We start from the raw sequence: 17,160 nt of genomic DNA, 5'->3' as shown, positions 1-17,160 counted from the left end.
CACCACCCCCTGGGAGTTGCTGGGCGCCGGCCGCGGGGGGGGGGGGCGGCCCGCGTGGGGGCCCGGCCCGCCCCCCCCCTCGCCCCCCCGGGGGGCCCCGCCCCCCCGGGGGCGCCCCCGACTGCATAGGATCGCCCGATCACTCCGCCTGATCAGGGTGCGCCGAGGACGCCGCGCCTGCCCGCCCCCGGCCTCCTGGAGCACGTCATGACCACCGAGGACCCCCGCGACGCGGACTTCCGCGACGCCGCCCACGCCACCGCCGACCTGGTCGCCGACTACCTCGCCGCCCTGCCCGCCCGCCCGGTCTGGCAGCCGATGGACGAGGCCGCCCGGCAGGCCCTGCTCGACGCCCCGCTGCCCGCCGAGGGCCGCCCGCTCACCGAACTGCCGGCCGCCATCGCCCGGGACGTCCTCCCGTACCCCATGGGCAACGGCAACCCGCGCTTCTTCGGCTGGGTCAACTCCGCCCCCGCCCCCGCCGGGGTGCTCGCCACCCTCGCCGCCGCCGCGATGAACCCCAGCTCGGCCGGCGGCGACCACGCCGACGTCCACCTGGAGCGCGCCGTGGTCCGCTGGATCGCCGAACTGGTCGGCTTCCCGCACCCGGCCGGCGGCGGACTGCTCACCTCCGGCACCTCGATGGCGACCATCGTCTGCGTCGCCGCCGCCCGCAACCGGGCCGCCCGCCGGGCCGGGTGGGACGTCCGCGAGGACGGCCTCGCCGGCCTGCCGCCGCTGGTCGGCTACGTCACCGGGGAGACCCACTCCTGCGTCCGCAAGGCCGCCGAGCTCCTCGGCCTGGGCAGCCGGCACCTGCGCACCGTCCCGGCCGGCCCGGACGGACGCCTCGACCCGGCCGCGCTGCGAGCGGCCGTCGAACGGGACCGCGCCGACGGGCTGCTGCCCTTCCTGGTGGTCGCCTCGGCCGGCACCGTCGGCACCGGCGCGGTCGACGCCTTCGACCCGCTCGCCGACCTGTGCGGGGAACAGGGCCTGTGGCTGCACGTCGACGGCGCGTACGGCGCCTTCGGCCGCCTCGACCCGGCCATCGCCCACCGCTACGCCGGTCTGGAGCGCGCCGACTCGCTCGCCCTCGACCCGCACAAGTGGCTCGGCGTCCCGGTGGACTGCGGCTGCGCCCTGGTCCGCGACACCGACGAACTGCGCGGCACCTTCAGCCTGGTGCCCTCCTACCTGCGCGACGAGGCGGCCGGGGCGCTCGGCTGGTTCTCCGAGTACGGCACCGAGCAGACCCGCCCGTTCCGCGCCCTGAAGGTCTGGGCCACCATCGCCCACCGCGGCCGCACCGGCCTGGTCCAGGACATCGCCCGGTGCACCGCGCTCGCCCGTCGGCTCGGCGAACTCGTCGAGGCCGACGAGGAGTTGGAGCTGATGGCGGAGGTGCAGACCTCCATCGTCGCGTTCCGCCACCGGGCCGCCGGAGCGGACGAGGAGGCCCGCGACGCCGTCAACCGCGACCTGCCCCTCGCCGTCCAGCAGCGCGGACGGGTCTTCGTCACCGGCGCCCGGCTCGGCGGGCGGGAGGTGCTCCGCGCCTGCCTGCTCAACCCCGCCACCACCGAGGAGGACCTGCGGCTGCTGCTCGCCGAGGTCCGGGCGGCGGCCCGCACGCTGCTGCCGTAACACGCCCGGACGGACCTTAACCACCAGGTCACGGCCGCTTCGCGGCCAGGAAACACCGGTCGGGCACGGTGGGAGGCATGGAGCACTCGAAGCCCTCCCTCCCCCGGGCCCACCGGTGGCGCCGGGACACGGTCGAACTCGCCGCCGTCTTCCTCTCCGTCACCGCGGCCGACCTCGTCGCCAAACTCGTCGTCGACGGCCCGGACGGCCCGGTCGTGCTGGCCGGCTCCGCCGCCGCCCTGCTCGCCACCGCCCTGCTGCACGCCTGGTGGTCCCCGCACGCCCCTCCCCCGACCACCCTCTGGCGGGTCCGCACCACGGCCCTAGCCCACACCCACACCACCCTCGCCGATCACCGGATCACCCTCCTCTCCCTCCACCCCCACCCGACCACCGACGAACTCTTCCTCCGCACCCCCCGCTCGCTCGATCCCACCGCCCTCACCTCCCTCCTCACCACCACCGGCCACACCGTCGAGGACGTCCCGACCCGGATCGCCTGACCCCCGTCGCCGGTCAGCGGAGCGAGCAGGGAGGCGACGCCCAACAGCGAACGTCGGCAAGGATGTTGGAGTAGCCGACCCGGGCCCACCCCCGCCGAACGGCCCGGCACGCCTCGACGAGCTCCGCCCGACCGGCGCACGCCCACCGTTGCCCGCGCCGGAGCAGCGGAGCAAAGCAGGGAGCCGAGGCCCGGCGACGACCGCACCTGTCGCCAGCACCTGGCCTGCCGGTGCCCCCGTCAGCCCTCCGCGGGCACCGCCGTCACCGCCACCGCACCGGCCGCGACCACGCCGGCCGCCAGCAACAACGCCTGCTGGTAGCCGTGGTGGAGCAGCGGGGCGACCACCAGCGGGCCGAGGACCTGCCCGGCCGAGTGACCGGCGGTGAGCAGCGGGACGGCGCGCGGGGCACCGAGGCGGGTGCCGGCGGCGAGGGCCAGGGTGCTGATGCCCATGAAGGTGGCGCCGAAGAGCAGCGCGGACACCAGGGCGGCCGGGACGCCGCCGACCAGGGCCGGCAGGGCGATGCCCACCGCCTGGACGGCGTAGGCCGTCCGCAGCAGAACCGCACGGGGCCGGTGTCCGGCCAGGCGGGCCCAGAGTGCGGCGGAGGGCGCGGCCGCCAGGCCGACCAGGACCCAGGCGCCGCCGCCCGCCGGGCCGGGCGAGCCCTGGTCGATCGCAGCGACCAGGAAGGTGCCCGCCACGATGTAGCCGAGGCCCTCCAGGGTGTACGCGGCGAACAGCGCCGCGAACCCGCCACCGCGTCGGACGGCCTCCGCTCCGGGCGGCGCGGCGGCGGCCGTCCGGAGGTTCCACGCGGCCACGGCCGGCAGCGCCGCCAGGACGGCCGACGCCCACCAGGCCAGGCGCCAGTCGCCGATCGGCCGCACGGCGAGCACCAGCAGCCCGGACGCCGCGATCCCGGCCCCCACGCCGCCGAAGGCCCAGCCGGACAGCCGGGCCGACCGCCCGTCGGCCGCGCCGAGCAGCGAACTGGCCGCGATCACGAACACCAGCGCGCTGGCCGCTCCCGCCGCCAGCCGCAGCCCGCTCCAGGCCGCCACCCCGTGGACCGCCGGCATCGCGGCCAGGCTCGCCACCAGGACGGCCAGCGAGCCGCGCAGCACCGCCCGGGAGCGGACCAGCGCGGGGGCGAGGATGCCCGCGAGCGCCCCGGCGAAGTAGCCGGCGTAGTTGGCGGTGGCGAGGTCAGCGCCGCCGGCCGCCGACAGCCCCGCCTGACTGTGCATCAACGGCAGGACCGGGGTGTAGACGAACCGGCCGACCCCCATCCCGGCGGCCAGCGCCGCACCCGCCCGGGCGACCTGCGGCCACGGCGACCCGACGACAGCGGCGACGCCCGACCGGCCTCCGGCAACCGCTATTCGATCGACCGTCACGAACGCGCCCCCGCCCCCGGGTCGTTGGGGTGCGGCTCCAGCGCGGTGACCACGGCCGTCATCCAGGGCCACATCGGCAGGCTGCCCAGCACCTCGGCGCGCAGCTCCGGCTCGTCGGCCGCCCGCCAGACGCCGATGCTGCGCGGCTCGCCCACCGGCCGCCACAGCCGGGCCAGCCGGCCGGCGGCCGCCAGTTCCCGCGCGCGGACCGCCTCGGCCGCGCGGCGGCGGTCCACCTCCTCGGCGGGGGTGCCCTCGGGCACCCGGGTGGTGATCTCGACCAGGAACTCCTGCAACTCCCGCATGACCGAACTCCTCTTCTCCGCACGGCAGGGATCCGCGGCTCATCGGCCCCCCAATCACGGACTCCCGCAGCACGGACTCCCGCAGCACTGGCTCACGGACGGGGGCTCCGCCGCTGCCTTCATCGTCCGGCGCCGGCCCGCCCGGCGCCACGACCGGCGCTCTCCCTGCTGAGAGGCCCAGCCTCCTACCGGCCGTAGCATGTGCACCGTGGAACTGCGTCAACTGCGCTACTTCGTCGCGGTCGCGGAGGAGCTGAACTTCGGCCGGGCCGCCGCCCGCCTGCTGATCGCGGGCCCCTCCCTCTCCCAGCAGATCAAGGCGCTGGAGCGGGACCTCGGGGTGGTGCTGTTCGACCGGGACCGCCGTTCGGTGGCGCTGACCCCGGCCGGCGCCTCGCTGCTGCCGCACGCGCGGGCGCTGCTGGACCGGGCCGAGGACCTGCGGCGACGGGCCGGGAAGCTGTCGGGCTCGCAGCCGGTCCGGCTGGGGTACGTCAACTGGCTGCCGCCGGACTTCGCGGCGCGCACCGCGCGGGCGGCCACCGTGCACGTGGACGCCTGGGTGGCCCCCTCGCACACCCAGGCCGCCCGGGTGGCCGACGGGAGCCTGGACCTCGCGGTCTGCTGGGTGCGGGACGAGGAGTTGGAGCGGCTCGGCCTGACGGCCCGGCCGATCGGCGCGGACCGCCTCTACGCCGTCTCCCCCGGACCGGCCACCGACCCGGTGCGCACCCGGGACACGGTGGTGCTGCTGGACGAGGACGTGACCTCCTGGGCGTCCTGGAACGTCTACGCGGAGGAGCTGATCCGCGACACGGGCGCCCGCCCGGAGCGGATCTCCGACGGCGGGGTGACCGGCCCGGGCTTCTTCGACCACGTCCGCCGGCTCGGCCGACCGGTGCTCAACTGCCCCAAGGGCCAGACCACGGCGCTGCCCCCGGACCTGGTGCGCCGCCCACTGGTCGACCCCGAGGTGCACTGGCCGTGGTTCCTGGTCCGGCGGACGGACGAGCGGCGCCCGGCGGTGCTGGCGGTGCTGGACGCCCTGGCCGAGGGCGTCCACGGCCCCGACCCGCGGGCCTGGCTGCCCGCCACCGACCGGGACCGGTAGGGCCCGACGCCGCCGACCAGGGCTGGAAGGCCGGGCCTACCAGCAGGGAGGGAGCCGGTCCCGGCGCGGGGGTGGTTCGGCGTTGCCCGGCACGCGGCGCCCGCCTACCGTCGAGGCGTCGACCGGCGGAAGCCACCGTCCCTCAGGGGCGAGCCCGCCCACGCGATCCTTCATCCCCACCGAGCCCGCGCTCACGCCACACCCGGAGACCTGTCATGTCCACGAACACCCGGTCCACGAACGCCCAGCCCGTCGCCGTCATCACCGGAGCCTCCCAGGGCATCGGCGCCGCCCTGGTCGCCGCCTACCGCAAGCTCGGCCACGCCGTGGTCGCCACCTCCCGCGGCATCACCCCCTCCGACGACGCGGGCGTGCTGGCCGTCCCCGGCGACATCGCCGACCCGGCCACCGCCGAACGGGTGGTCTCCGCCGCCGTCGAACGCTTCGGCCGGGTCGACACCCTGGTCAACAACGCCGGGCTGTTCGTCGCCAAGCCCTTCACCGACTACACCCCGGCCGACTACGCGGCCGTGACCGGCGTCAACCTGACCGGCTTCTTCCACCTCACCCAGCTCGCCGTCGGCCAGATGCTCGGCCAGGGCGGCGGACACGTCGTCAACATCACCACCAGCCTGGTGGACAACGCCGACGCCCGGGTCCCCTCCGTGCTCGCCTCGCTGACCAAGGGCGGCCTGCAGTCCGCGACCAAGTCGCTGGCCGTCGAGTACGCGACCCGGGGCATCCGGGTCAACGCCGTCTCGCCCGGCACCATCCGGACCCCGATGCACGCCCCGGAGACCCACGAGTACCTGGCCGGACTGCACCCGGTCGGCCGGATGGGTGAGATCGGGGACATCGTGGACGCCGTGCTCTACCTGGAGAACGCCCCCTTCGTCACCGGCGAGATCCTCCATGTGGACGGCGGCATGAGCGCCGGCCACTGACCCCGCCCCGACTGCCGAAGGAGCCACCACCGTGAACCGCACCACCACCCGCGACGTGTCCGTCCTGCGCGAGGTCCTCGACGGCTGGAAGGCCGCCGTGGACGCCCACCAACCCGACCGGGTGGCCGCCCGGTTCACCGAGGACGCCGTCTTCCAGGGCCTGCACCCGTACAGCGTCGGCCGCGCCGGCGTCGCCGCCTACTACGCCTCCCAGCCGCTCGGGATGACGGCCGACTACCGGATCCTGGAGACCAGGCGGCCGGCCGACGACGTGCTCCTCGGCTATCTGGACGTCGACTTCGCGTTCACCGACCGACCGACCCTCGGCGTCAAGCTCGGCGTCCTGCTGCAACGCACCGACGAGGGCTGGGCGATCGCCCACTACCAGGTCTCCCGGCTGGACTGAACCGACCGGTCAGTCCTTGACCTCGACCTCCACGGCCGCGCGGACCTCCAGGGTCTGCTTGGCCAGGTCGTCGGGGCGGATCGAGCCCGTCCGGTCGATGACGGCGCCGACCGTCGTCCCGTCCGCCCAGATGCAGAGGGTCCGGGAGTCGGTCGGGCCGCCCAGGACCGCGCAGTCCAGTGCGCCGCCGAGCGGGCCGGCCGGGTAGTCCTGGCGGTCCCGGATGCTCTCGCTGCCCCCGGCGGAGTCGCTGGACACGTCGGATCCCCAGACCGCGCCGAACTCCCGGTCCAGCTCCGTCCGGGCGTCCGGGAAGCTCCCGGTCATCCCGTCCACCAGCAGGGTGCTGCGACTCGACCCGGCGGGGCCGTAGCCGGCCACCGAGACGTCCCGGAAGCGGCTCAGGGCGGTCAGGTTCTTCTGCAGTCGGCCGCGCTCGGTCGTGACCAGCTGGTCGTCCGGCTTCCGCTCCTGGTCGCCGATCCGGTCCGCCAGGGCGATCCGGTGCGCGGGCGGGGCTCCGGCGCCGGTCACGGCGGCCACCGTCAGCGCGGTGAGCAGGCCGACGACGACCACGCCGATCAGGACGGCCTTGCGGGAGACCCTGCGGTACCAGGGCAGCGGGGCCACCGGCTCCAGGGTGTTGGCCCAGATCGCCTGGAGGCCGGTCGGTCTCTCGGAGGGCTGCTCGGTTTCCATGCCCGCCATGTCACCTCATTCATGCAAACAACAGCTCAACGGACCGCCGGATGATACGTCAGCACGCTGACGGTCGGCACCCGGATTCCGGAGCGGCGGCTGCGGCGACTGCGGCGGCGGGCGCCCGATCGAACGCCCGCCGGTCCGGCTCCGGTCCGGTCAGCTCCCGTTGGCGGGCTGCACCACGCACACCGCGTTGCCCAGCATGGCGCCGAAGCCGCCGAGCAGGGCGCCGGTGACGCTCTTGCAGGCGGCGGCCTCCTGCGGGGTCTTGGGACCGTTGTTGCCGCTGCTGTCAGCGGCGGCCGACTGGGCCAGGGCGAGCGGCACGGCCAGCAAGAGGGCACAACAGGCCGTGGCCAGTGCGGAGTTCTTCGAGAGCATCGGGGGAGCCCCTTCGGATCGAGACGGGTTCGGCGGAAAGCCGAGCCATCCCTATCCGAAGGGGCTCCCCCGATCACGGATCCTGGGCCATCCGTGAGCGTGTCCGCGTCAGCGGCCGGACGTCACCCGGTCCGCCGCGCCACCGCCCTGATATCCGGGTGATCCGGCGGATCACCTCCTCGTCCAGACCGGGCAGCATCCGCCGCACGCAGGCGACGGAACCGGCCTCGTCCACCCACTCGACCAGGCAGCGCTCCAGCTCCGGCCGGTGAGCGCGGTGCCGACCGGGGCCCGGCGGACCTGCTCACCAGGAGCGCCGGGCACGGACTCCACCGTCGGCCGCCCGTCGTCCCGACCGCATGAGGCACCGGTCCGGACCTGTGCCGGCCCCGTCCCGCCGCGCCGTCCGCGCACCCCCGGGCATTCGTGCGTTCACGATCACGTAACCGGCCGGAAGCGCGCCGTCGGTAGCGTCGGCCCCATGACGGCATCCCGCACTCGCCTCGAACGGCTCTGGCACCGGCCCTTCCGCAGGTCCGACCGCAGGTGCGCGGCGCCCGAGGCCCAGACCGGGCACCCCGCCGCCGCACACCGCCACACCCGCCCCCACCCGACCTCGCGGCCGACCCCGCAGCACCTGGCCGCCCCGGGGCCGGTGTCCCGGCTGTCCCTGCCGGACGGGACCGAGCTGCTGCTACGCCCCGCCGACCCCGCCGACCGGGCCGCGGCCCTGGCGATGCACGGCCGCTGCTCCCCCGCCGCCCTGCGGCTGCGCTACCACGGGCCGGTCCGCGACGCCGACCGCTACCTGGACCACCTGCTGGACCCCCGGCACGGCCACAGCCTGGCCGTCACCGCCCCCGACGGGCGGATCGTCGCCCTCGGGCACCTGATGTGGGACGAGGACGAGGCGGAGCTGGCCGTGCTGGTCGAGGACGCCTGGCAGCGGAACGGACTGGGCCTGGCCCTGCTCCGCCGGCTGACCGCGGCGGCCCGGGCGGCCGGGGTCGGGACGGTGTACGCGGTGACCCAGGCCGGCAACGCCGGGCTGATCGCCGCGATGCGCCGGCTGGCGGCGCCGCTGGACTTCCGCTGCGAGGACGGCACCCTGGTGATCACCGCCACGCTGGCCGCCGGTGCCGCGCCGGCCCCCGCCCCCAGCCCGGGCCGCTGATCATTTCTTCACGACATCCTTACCGGCCGCCCCCGGGAACCCGCCGGCCGCGGCGGAGCGTCCTCCAACGGACACCGACCCGCTCCGGTTGACGGACGGTCAGCCGCCGCCCGCGCGGTGTCACAGCAGGCGGCATGGGGTCCGGTTCGTCCGGCCGGGCTACGGAGTCGGTAGGCTGGCCCCGTCCCCGCCGCCCGACGGCCCGTTATCCGGCCAGCGGGCGGTGCCGCAGCAAGGAGGAACCACTGAGCATGGCAGGCACCGAATCGGAGCCCACAGGCGCACGCGACGCCTCCCTGCCCGCCCGCGCCAAGATCGCGGTCACGGCCGGCAAGGTCGCCGCCGCCGTGTCCCGTAAGGCCGGACGCGGAAGCGGCTCGGTGATCGGCGGCAAGGTCGCCCTCAGGCTCGACCCCGACCTGCTCGCCACCCTCGCCGACCACCTGGACGTCGTCCTGGTCAGCGCCACCAACGGCAAGACCACCACCACCCGCCTGATCGCCGAGGCGCTGCGCGCCGCCGGCCCGGTGGTCTCCAACGCCCTGGGCGCCAACATGCCGGCCGGCATCACCTCCGCCCTGGCCGGCGGCAGCGACGCCCGCTTCGGCGTGATCGAGGTCGACGAGAAGTACCTGGCGACGGTCGCCCGCGACACCCGCCCCAAGGCGATCGCCCTGCTCAACCTCTCCCGCGACCAGCTGGACCGCGCCGCCGAGACCCGCATGATGGCGGAGAAGTGGCGCGAGGGCCTCCAGGACACCGAGGCCGTGGTCATCGCCAACGCCGACGACCCGCTGGTGACCTGGGCCGCCTCCTCCTGCAAGAAGGTGGTCTGGGTGGCCGCCGGACAGGCCTGGAAGGAGGACGCCTGGTCCTGCCCCGCCTGCGGCGGCGTGATGCAGCGCCCCGGCGACGACTGGTTCTGCCAGGACTGCGGCTTCCGGCGCCCCAACCCGCACTGGGCGCTCCAGGGCACCCACGTGATCGATCCCCAGCGCGGCGCCTGGCCGATCCAGCTCCAGCTGCCCGGCCGGGCCAACCTGGCCAACGCCACCAGCTCGGCCGCCGTCGCCGCCGTGTTCGGCGTCTCCCCGCAGGTCGCGCTGGAGCGGATGCGCTCGGTCAGCGCCGTGGCCGGCCGCTACGACGTGGTGCAGTACCAGGGCCGCGACATCCGCCTGCTGCTCGCCAAGAACCCGGCCGGCTGGCTGGAGACCTTCTCGCTGATCGACGGCCCGCCGGCCCCGGTGATCCTCTCGGTCAACGCCCTCGACGCCGACGGCACCGACACCTCCTGGCTGTGGGACGTCGACTACGAGCGCCTCGCCGGCCACCCGATCTTCGTGATGGGCCAGCGCAAGCTGGACCTGGCCGTCCGCCTGGAGGTCGCCGGGCTGCAGTTCCACGTCGTGGACACCCTGGAGCAGGCCGTCCGGATGGCCCCGCCCGGCCGGATCGAGGCCATCGCCAACTACACCGCCTTCCAGCAGCTGCGGAAGGTCGTGGCCGGCTGATGCCGCGCCCGCACACCAGTCTTTTCGTGACGGAAGGCCTTCGAGGATGAGTGAGAGCAGCCTGCGCGTGGTCTGGGTCTACCCGGACCTGCTCAGCACCTACGGCGACCGCGGCAACGCCCTGGTCGTGGAGCGCCGGGCCCGCCAGCGCCATCTCAACGTGACCCGGATCGACGTCCGCTCCGACCAGGCGATCCCCACCAGCGGGGACATCTACCTGATCGGCGGCGGCGAGGACCGCCCCCAGCGGCTGGCCGCCGAGCGGCTGCGCGCCGACAGCGGTCTGGTGCGGGCCGCCGAGAACGGCGCGATCATCTTCGGTGTCTGCGCCGGCTTCCAGATCATGGGCCACGAGTTCATCAACGACCTCGGAGAGCGCGAGCCGGGCCTCGGCCTGCTCGACGTCTGGACCACCCGCGGCGAGGGCGCCCGCTGCGTCGGCGACGTGCTCGCCGACGTGGACCCGCGGCTCGGCCTGCCGCAGCTGACCGGCTTCGAGAACCACCAGGGCGTCACCCACCTCGGCCAGGGCGTCCAGCCGTTCGCGACCGTCACGGTCGGCCGCGGCAACGGCACCGGCGACGGCACCGAGGGCGCCTGGCGGGACACCGTGCTCGGCACCTACCTGCACGGCCCGGTGCTGGCCCGCAACCCCGCCGTGGCCGACCTGCTGATCAAGCTGGCGCTGGACGTCAACGCCCTGCCGCCGGCCGACACCACCTGGTACGACGCGCTGCGCGCCGAGCGCATCGCGGCCACCTCCCGGCCCTCCTAGGGCCTCCGGTACCGCCGGTGGCGTCCGCCGGCGGCGGTGCCCCCCGCACCACCCCGTACCACCCGTAGTACCCCCGAACGCCCCACGGCGGACGGCCGAACGCCCCGCCCGGGTGCCCGCGATGCGGTCACCCGGCCCGCGGGCGGCCCCGGACGTACGACAATGGGGCTGCCGGCTGCACACCCTCCTCGGCAGCAGGCCGCAATTCCGCGCGGGGGCGCCGACGGCGCCGCTCCCGCGTCGGCTCCTGCCCGGCCGGACCAGGGGCCGTATGCTCGACTTCACGGCCGTTTTCGGGCGTTCTGTCCGGATCGGCCGGTCCATCACCCCGCGGCCACCTCCCCGCCACCCCGGCGTGGGAGCGCCTCGTCACGGTGACGGCTCGTCGTCCCCGCCTGTGGTCCGGCCGTTCCTCGGTTCTGCTCGGGAGTTGCAAAGCTAATGCGTATCGGAGTGCTGACCAGCGGCGGTGACTGCCCCGGACTGAACGCGGTGATCCGTTCCGTGGTCCACCGGGGGGTGGTCGACCACGGCGACGAGATCATCGGGTTCGAGGACGGCTGGCGCGGTTTCCTGGAAGGACACCACCGCCCCCTGACCCTGGACTCGGTGAGCGGCATCCTGGCCCAGGGCGGCACCATCCTCGGGTCCTCCCGGGTGCAGCCGAGCCACCTGCGGGACGGTGTCGAACGGGCCAAGAAGTACTGCGCCGACCTCGGCCTGGACGCGGTGATCCCGATCGGCGGCGAGGGCACCCTGAAGGCCGCCAAGCTGATGAGCGACGCCGGCCTGCCGATCGTCGGCGTACCGAAGACCATCGACAACGACATCGCCGCCACCGACGTGACCTTCGGCTTCGACACCGCCGTCTCGGTCGCCACCGAGGCCCTGGACCGACTGAAGACCACCGCCGAGTCGCACCAGCGGGTCATGGTCGTCGAGGTCATGGGCCGGCACACCGGCTGGATCGCGCTGAACGCGGGCATGGCCGCCGGCGCGCACGCCATCGTCGTCCCGGAGCGCCCGTTCCACATCGAGAAGCTCACCGACGTCGTGCGCGAGCGCTTCGACCGGCAGAAGAAGTTCGCCATCGTGGTCTGCGCCGAGGGCGCCAAGCCGGAGCCCGGCACCATGCACTGGGAGGAGGGCTCCAAGGACATCTACGGCCACGAGCGCTTCACCGGCATCGCCACCCAGCTCTCCCGCGAGCTGGAGCACCGCCTCGGCAAGGAGGCCCGCCCGGTGATCCTCGGCCACACCCAGCGCGGCGGCACCCCGACCGCCTACGACCGGGTGCTCGCCACCCGCTTCGGCTGGCACGCCGTGGAGGCCGTCCACAAGGGCGCCTTCGGGCACATCACCGCGCTGCAGGGCACCAACATCAACCTGGTGCCGCTGGCCGAGGCCGTCGCCGAGCTGAAGACCGTCCCGCAGGAGCGCTACCTGGAGGCCGAGACGGTCCTCTGACCGCTGCCGCCCCGTACGGAGCCCCCGGCCGCCCGCCGGGGGCTCCCGTGCACCCGGCGGGCGTTCCGGCCGCCGCCCGGCTAGCGTGGGCGGCGGGGGCCGACCGGAAGGACCGCACGTGGAGATCCTGGCGTACGGCGTGCAGGCCGACGAACGACCGCTGCTGGAACGGGCCTTCTCCGGCCGGCACGGACTGCGCTGCCTGGACCTGTTCCTCAACCACGACACCGCCCCGCTCGCCGCCGGCTACCCGGTCGTCAGCAGCAGCGTCAACGCCGTCCTGGACGCCGAGACCCTCGCCGTCCTCGCCGCCGGCGGCACCAAGCTGATCGCCCAGCGCTCCACCGGCTTCAACAACATCGACCTGGAAGCCGCCGCCGACCTCGGCCTCACCGTCGCCCGGGTCTCCCACTACAGCCCGTACGCGGTCGCCGAACACGCCTGGGCCCTGGCCCTGGCCGTCAACCGGCGGATCGTCCGGGCCGCCGGACGCACCCGCGAGTTCGACTTCCGCCTCGACGGCCTGCTCGGCCGGGACGTGCACGGGATGACCGTCGGCGTGATCGGCACCGGCAAGATCGGCGAGTGCTTCGCCCGGATCGCGGCCGGCTTCGGCACCACCCTGCTCGGCTGGGACATCGCCGAGAACCCGGCCTGCCGGGACCTCGGCATGCACTACACCGAACTGCCCGAACTCCTCACCCGCGCCGACCTGGTGAGCCTGCACGTCCCCCTCGTCCCGGCCACCCACCACCTCATCGACACCGCCGCCCTCGCCCGGATGAAGCCCGACGCCATCCTCGTCAACTCCAGCCGCGGCGGCCTCGTCGACAGCGCCGCCCTGGTCGAGGCCCTGCGGGCCGGCCGCCTCTCCGGCGTCGGCCTCGACGTCTACGAGGAGGAGACCGGCGTCTTCTTCACCGACCGCTCCATCGAGGGCATCACCGACGACACCCTCGCCCGCCTGGTCACCTTCCCCCAGGTCCTGGTCACCAGCCACCAGGCCTACTTCACCCACACCGCCGTCGGCCAGATCATCGACGCCACCGCCCGCAACATCGACGACTTCGCCACCGGCCGCAGCAACGAGAACACCCTCGTACCGAAGGGCTGACCGGCCCGTCGGCCGCCGGTCCGGGCCGGTCTGCTAGCGTCCCGCGCATGGTCACGATCGTGCCGTTCACCGGCGATGAGAAGGAAAGCCTGCACGCGGCCCTGGAGCGGCACCGCAACGTGGTGCTGTGGAAGGTCCAGGGCCTGGACGACGAGCAGCTGCGCCGACCGCTGACGCCCTCGGGGACCAACCTGCTGGGCCTGGTCAAGCACCTCGGCGGCGCCGAACTCGGTTGGTTCCGCCAGACGTTCGGCCGGGAGACCGGACCGCTGCCGTTCGACGTCGACGCCGACGACGAGTCCGACCTGCGGATCGAGCCGCACGAGTCGACGGCGGACGTGCTGGCCTTCTACGCCCGCGCCCGGGCCGCCGCCGACGAGGTGATCGCGGAACTCGACCTGGAGGACACCGGCACCTCCTGGTCGGGCCGGACCGTCTCGCTGCGCTGGGTGCTCATCCACATGACCACCGAGACCGCCCGGCACGCCGGACACCTCGACATCCTGCGCGAACTCACCGACGGCGCCACCGGGGACCACGACCGCAACTGACCCCGCCGCCCAGCGCCCGGCCCCACCGCCCGGCCCCACCGCCGGGCCTCCGGCGAGCACCCTCTGACCAGGGACGATGCAGTCGGTATCATGCGCCGGGGGGGTTTGTTTGCGGGTGGAGGGGACGACCGGTGGATGGGTTGCGGTTCGCGGTGCTGGGGCCGGTGCGGGGGTGGCGGGACGGCGGGGAGCTCGCGCTCGGGTCGCCGCAGCAGCGGAGCCTGCTGCTCTCGCTGCTGCTGAGGGCCAACCACCCGGTGTCGACCGATCAGCTCGTCGACGACCTGTGGGACGAGGAGCCGCCCCTCCGGGCGAGGGCGGTGATCCGGACGTACGTCCACCGCCTGCGCCGCGTCCTCGGGCCCGCCCCGCTCACCTCACTCGCCGGTGGCTACCTGCTGACCGTCGCCCCCGGCGGGCTGGACACCCGGCGCTGCGAGGAACTGGTCGGCGAGGCCCGGGAGCTGCGCGGCGCCGGGGAGCACCCCCGCGCCGCCGCGGCGCTCCGCTCGGCGCTGGCCCTCTGGCAGGGCGAGCCGATGCCCGGGCTTCCCGGGCCGTACGCCGAGCGGCAGCGCGGCGAGTGGGCCGAGCGCCGGGTGACCGTCCTGGAAGCGTGCCTGGAGGCCGAGGTCCAGGCCGGCCCGTCCGGCGGGGCCGTCGCCGAACTGACGGCGGCCACCGCCGAGTTCCCGCTCCGGGAACGGTTCGCCGAGCTGCTGATGCTGGCCCTGTACCAGGCCGGCCGGCAGGCCGACGCCCTGGGCGTGTACCGCGCGACGGACGCGCGGCTGCGGGCGGAGCTCGGCGTCGCCGCGGGGCCCGGGCTGCGCGAGCTGCAGCGCCGGATCCTGGCCGGCGACGGGGCCCTGCTGGCGCCCGCCCCGCCCCGGCCCGGCACCGCCGCGGTCCGCCCGCCGTACCGGGCGCCGGTCCGGCCGACCCAGGTGCCGGCGGCCCTCTCCGACTTCACCGGCCGCGCGGCACAGACCGAGGAGCTGCGGACCGCCCTGCTCGCCACCGGCACCGTGCCGGTGGCCACGGTGTCGGGCCTGGGCGGCGTGGGCAAGACGGCCCTGGCCGTGCACGTCGCGCACGGGCTGGCCGCGGACTTCCCGGACGGCCAGCTCCACGTCGACCTGCACGGGGCCGACGGCCGCCCGACCCGGCCCGAGGACGCGCTGGGCGCCCTCCTCCGTTCCCTCGGCGTACCCGCGGACGGGCTGGCCCCCGGACTCGCCGAGCGCTCCGCCCAGTTCCGCTCGCTGCTCTCCGGCCGACGCGTGCTGGTGGTCCTCGACAACGCCCGGGACGCCGAACAGATCAGGCCGCTGCTACCGGGCCGGCCCGGCTGCGCCGTGCTGGCCACCAGCCGGGCCAGGCTCGGCTCGCTGCCGAACGCCCACGTCGTCGAGCTGCCCGCGTTCGCCCCGGAGGAGGCCCTCGACCTGCTCGGCCGGGTGGTCGGCGAGCAGCGGCTGACGGCCGAGGCGGACACCGCCCGGGAACTCGTCCGGCTCTGCGGCCACCTCCCGCTGGCCGTACGCATCCTGGCCGCCCGGCTGGCCTGCCGGCCGGGCTGGACCCTGGCCCGGCTGCTCGACAAGCTCTCCGAGAACCGTCGCCGACTGGACGTGCTGCGCACCGGGGACCTCGCCGTCGAGTCGGCGTTCCGCTTCGGCTACGACCAGCTGGCCCCCGATCAGGCCCGCGCCTTCCGGCTGCTGGCGGTGCCGGAGGTGCCCGACCTGTCGCCGGGCGGGGTCGCGGCGGTGCTGGGCCTGCCCGAGGACACGGCCGAGGAGCTGGCCGAGTCACTGGTCGACTGCTCGATGCTGGAGACCGTGGCACCGGACCGCTACCGGTACCACGACCTGCTGCGCGCCTTCGCCCAACGGCTCGGCCCGGAAGCTGACTTGGGCACCGAACCGGACACCGAACCGGACACCGGGGCGAGCGCGGACGCGGAGGCCGACCGCCCCGCCGCCGTCCTCACCCGGCTGGCGGTCCACCTCCACGCCGAGACCGTCGCGGCCCTCGGCCCGGCCGCCACCCGCGCGGCCCTGCCCGGCACCGACGCGCCCCGCGCCCCCGACGCCCGGGCGGTGGCCCGGGGCCGCGCGGAGTTCCCCGGCATCGGCGCCCTGGTCGGCCAGTACGCCGCTCTCCCCGCGCCCACCCGGCTCGACCTGGTGGCCGAACTGCTGCTCGGCTGCAGCCTGTTGTGCGAGACCGGCCAGGCCACCCGGCCGCTGGGGCACGCGGCGAAGGTACTGCTCCAGACCGCCGTGCGGCAGGGCGACCGGACGGCCGAGGTCCGGGCCCGACTGGTGCTCGGACGGCTGCTGACCGAGGTCGGCTCCGAACCGGCGGCCCTCGGCGAGCTGATCCGGGCCCGCGACCTGTGCACCGCCCACGACCTGCCGGGGCCGCTGCTCGCCCTGGCCCACGCCTCGCTGGCCGCCCTGTTCGTCCAGATCGGCCGGCCGGGCGACGCGGTGGACGGCTTCAGCGCGGCGATCGCGGCCTGGGAGCGGCTCGGCGACCGGCGCTCGGCGGCCGCCGAACTGCTCGACCTGGCCGGGGCGTTCACCGAGCTCGGGCGGTTCGACGCGGCGGCCCGGGTCGTCGACCAGTCCCTGCTGATCTGCCACCAGCTCGCCGACCGCGAGCTCCAGGCGCTCGCGCTCGACTCGTTGGGCACGATCGCCCACGACCGCGGCGAGTTCGAGCAGGCCCTGCGCCACCACCGCGCCGCCCTCGCCCTGCTGCGGCCGGACGACCGGCGCCGGACCGGCCGTACCCTGCTGCGGCTCACCGAGTCACTGCGCGCCGTCGGCCGCGGCGACGAGGCGGTGGAGGCGGCCGACCGGGCGGTCGGGGTGCTGACCCTCGACGGCGACCGCCGCGGCCGCGGACTCGCCCTGGCGGCGCTCGGCGACACGCTCGCCGACCGCGACGCCACCGCGGAGGCGGCCCGGGCCTGCCGTTCGGAGGCCTACGACATCCTGGCCGCCATCGGCTCCCCCGAGGCCGACCGGCTGCAGGCACTGCTCGGACCCGGCCGGCCCGCCGACCGGCCCCGCCGGCAGTGGCCGTCCTGGCTGCCGGCCTGACGTCCCTTCGGGCCCCGGCCGCTCAGACGGCCGTTCGGGCCCGGCCG

16 protein-coding genes are annotated in these 17,160 nt (G+C 75.4%); 12 read left to right on the top strand and 4 right to left on the bottom strand.

Going from position 1 to position 17,160, the window contains the following annotated elements:
• Positions 1–207 precede the first annotated feature (207 nt).
• Entirely contained in the window at positions 208–1,647 is a 1,440-nt protein-coding gene (locus ACIP4P_RS36955; RefSeq protein WP_400926304.1) for a pyridoxal phosphate-dependent decarboxylase family protein, read from the top strand.
• A 77-nt stretch (positions 1,648–1,724) separates the two neighbouring features.
• Positions 1,725–2,150 carry a hypothetical protein gene (locus tag ACIP4P_RS36950; RefSeq protein ID WP_400926301.1) on the top strand — a complete coding sequence of 142 codons (426 nt, stop codon included), beginning with the start codon at positions 1,725–1,727 and terminating at the stop codon, positions 2,148–2,150.
• 239 nt (positions 2,151–2,389) lie between these two features.
• Here ACIP4P_RS36950 and ACIP4P_RS36945 read toward each other — a convergent pair whose 3' ends face one another.
• Together ACIP4P_RS36945 and ACIP4P_RS36940 are read right to left on the bottom strand one after the other, a co-directional pair.
• A complete protein-coding gene (locus ACIP4P_RS36945) occupies positions 2,390–3,445 on the bottom strand; it encodes a YbfB/YjiJ family MFS transporter (RefSeq protein WP_400926571.1) in 1,056 nt (351 codons plus the stop codon).
• Between the two features lie 104 nt (positions 3,446–3,549).
• The gene (locus tag ACIP4P_RS36940; protein ID WP_400926569.1) at positions 3,550–3,849 is read right to left on the bottom strand and encodes a muconolactone Delta-isomerase family protein; all 300 of its coding nucleotides are present in this window, start codon (positions 3,847–3,849) and stop codon (positions 3,550–3,552) included.
• A gap of 208 nt (positions 3,850–4,057) precedes the next feature.
• Here ACIP4P_RS36940 and ACIP4P_RS36935 point away from each other — a divergent pair, with 208 nt between their 5' ends.
• From ACIP4P_RS36935 to ACIP4P_RS36925, 3 genes are all read left to right on the top strand, one after another.
• Positions 4,058–4,969 carry a LysR family transcriptional regulator gene (locus ACIP4P_RS36935; RefSeq protein WP_400926298.1) on the top strand — a complete coding sequence of 304 codons (912 nt, stop codon included), beginning with the start codon at positions 4,058–4,060 and terminating at the stop codon, positions 4,967–4,969.
• A 215-nt stretch (positions 4,970–5,184) separates the two neighbouring features.
• Positions 5,185–5,913, top strand: coding sequence for an SDR family NAD(P)-dependent oxidoreductase (locus ACIP4P_RS36930; RefSeq protein WP_400926295.1), 729 nt, complete (start codon positions 5,185–5,187; stop codon positions 5,911–5,913).
• Positions 5,914–5,944: 31 nt separating this feature from the next.
• Complete coding sequence (locus ACIP4P_RS36925) at positions 5,945–6,319, top strand: nuclear transport factor 2 family protein (protein WP_400926292.1); 375 nt, start codon at positions 5,945–5,947, stop codon at positions 6,317–6,319.
• Between the two features lie 9 nt (positions 6,320–6,328).
• Here ACIP4P_RS36925 and ACIP4P_RS36920 read toward each other — a convergent pair whose 3' ends face one another.
• Positions 6,329–7,027, bottom strand: coding sequence for a hypothetical protein (locus ACIP4P_RS36920; RefSeq protein ID WP_400926290.1), 699 nt, complete (start codon positions 7,025–7,027; stop codon positions 6,329–6,331).
• 150 nt (positions 7,028–7,177) lie between these two features.
• Complete coding sequence (locus tag ACIP4P_RS36915; protein ID WP_400926287.1) at positions 7,178–7,402, bottom strand: hypothetical protein; 225 nt, start codon at positions 7,400–7,402, stop codon at positions 7,178–7,180.
• A 481-nt stretch (positions 7,403–7,883) separates the two neighbouring features.
• Here ACIP4P_RS36915 and ACIP4P_RS36910 point away from each other — a divergent pair, with 481 nt between their 5' ends.
• The 7 genes from ACIP4P_RS36910 (at position 7,884) to ACIP4P_RS36880 (ending at position 17,113) form a co-directional block, all read left to right on the top strand.
• Complete coding sequence (locus tag ACIP4P_RS36910; protein WP_400926284.1) at positions 7,884–8,576, top strand: GNAT family N-acetyltransferase; 693 nt, start codon at positions 7,884–7,886, stop codon at positions 8,574–8,576.
• 251 nt (positions 8,577–8,827) lie between these two features.
• Positions 8,828–10,090 carry a MurT ligase domain-containing protein gene (locus ACIP4P_RS36905; RefSeq protein WP_188307220.1) on the top strand — a complete coding sequence of 421 codons (1,263 nt, stop codon included), beginning with the start codon at positions 8,828–8,830 and terminating at the stop codon, positions 10,088–10,090.
• Between the two features lie 46 nt (positions 10,091–10,136).
• Positions 10,137–10,865 (top strand): glutamine amidotransferase, encoded by a 729-nt coding sequence (locus ACIP4P_RS36900; RefSeq protein ID WP_350512515.1) that lies wholly within the window; start codon positions 10,137–10,139, stop codon positions 10,863–10,865.
• A 441-nt stretch (positions 10,866–11,306) separates the two neighbouring features.
• Positions 11,307–12,332: a 6-phosphofructokinase gene (locus ACIP4P_RS36895; RefSeq protein ID WP_400926280.1), complete on the top strand. Its 1,026-nt coding sequence runs from the start codon at positions 11,307–11,309 to the stop codon at positions 12,330–12,332.
• A 118-nt stretch (positions 12,333–12,450) separates the two neighbouring features.
• Entirely contained in the window at positions 12,451–13,446 is a 996-nt protein-coding gene (locus tag ACIP4P_RS36890; protein WP_400926277.1) for a 2-hydroxyacid dehydrogenase, read from the top strand.
• 47 nt (positions 13,447–13,493) lie between these two features.
• The gene (locus tag ACIP4P_RS36885) at positions 13,494–13,997 is read left to right on the top strand and encodes a DinB family protein (RefSeq protein ID WP_400926274.1); all 504 of its coding nucleotides are present in this window, start codon (positions 13,494–13,496) and stop codon (positions 13,995–13,997) included.
• Between the two features lie 131 nt (positions 13,998–14,128).
• Complete coding sequence (locus tag ACIP4P_RS36880) at positions 14,129–17,113, top strand: AfsR/SARP family transcriptional regulator (RefSeq protein WP_400926271.1); 2,985 nt, start codon at positions 14,129–14,131, stop codon at positions 17,111–17,113.
• Positions 17,114–17,160: the final 47 nt, after the last annotated feature.

Origin of the sequence: Kitasatospora sp. NPDC089509 (genome assembly GCF_044749365.1) — a bacterium.
GTDB lineage: Bacteria > Actinomycetota > Actinomycetes > Streptomycetales > Streptomycetaceae > Kitasatospora.
This window is presented reverse-complemented; position numbering and strand designations above follow the sequence as displayed.

Coding starts and splice junctions, on each gene's coding strand:
- ACIP4P_RS36955 (WP_400926304.1), top strand. CDS start 208: ATGACCACCGAGGACCCCCGCGACGCGGACTTCCGCGACGCCGCCCAC.
- ACIP4P_RS36950 (WP_400926301.1), top strand. CDS start 1,725: ATGGAGCACTCGAAGCCCTCCCTCCCCCGGGCCCACCGGTGGCGCCGG.
- ACIP4P_RS36945 (WP_400926571.1), bottom strand. CDS start 3,445: ATGGGGGTCGGCCGGTTCGTCTACACCCCGGTCCTGCCGTTGATGCAC.
- ACIP4P_RS36935 (WP_400926298.1), top strand. CDS start 4,058: ATGTGCACCGTGGAACTGCGTCAACTGCGCTACTTCGTCGCGGTCGCG.
- ACIP4P_RS36930 (WP_400926295.1), top strand. CDS start 5,185: ATGTCCACGAACACCCGGTCCACGAACGCCCAGCCCGTCGCCGTCATC.
- ACIP4P_RS36920 (WP_400926290.1), bottom strand. CDS start 7,027: ATGGCGGGCATGGAAACCGAGCAGCCCTCCGAGAGACCGACCGGCCTC.
- ACIP4P_RS36915 (WP_400926287.1), bottom strand. CDS start 7,402: ATGCTCTCGAAGAACTCCGCACTGGCCACGGCCTGTTGTGCCCTCTTG.
- ACIP4P_RS36910 (WP_400926284.1), top strand. CDS start 7,884: ATGACGGCATCCCGCACTCGCCTCGAACGGCTCTGGCACCGGCCCTTC.
- ACIP4P_RS36905 (WP_188307220.1), top strand. CDS start 8,828: ATGGCAGGCACCGAATCGGAGCCCACAGGCGCACGCGACGCCTCCCTG.
- ACIP4P_RS36900 (WP_350512515.1), top strand. CDS start 10,137: ATGAGTGAGAGCAGCCTGCGCGTGGTCTGGGTCTACCCGGACCTGCTC.
- ACIP4P_RS36895 (WP_400926280.1), top strand. CDS start 11,307: ATGCGTATCGGAGTGCTGACCAGCGGCGGTGACTGCCCCGGACTGAAC.
- ACIP4P_RS36885 (WP_400926274.1), top strand. CDS start 13,494: ATGGTCACGATCGTGCCGTTCACCGGCGATGAGAAGGAAAGCCTGCAC.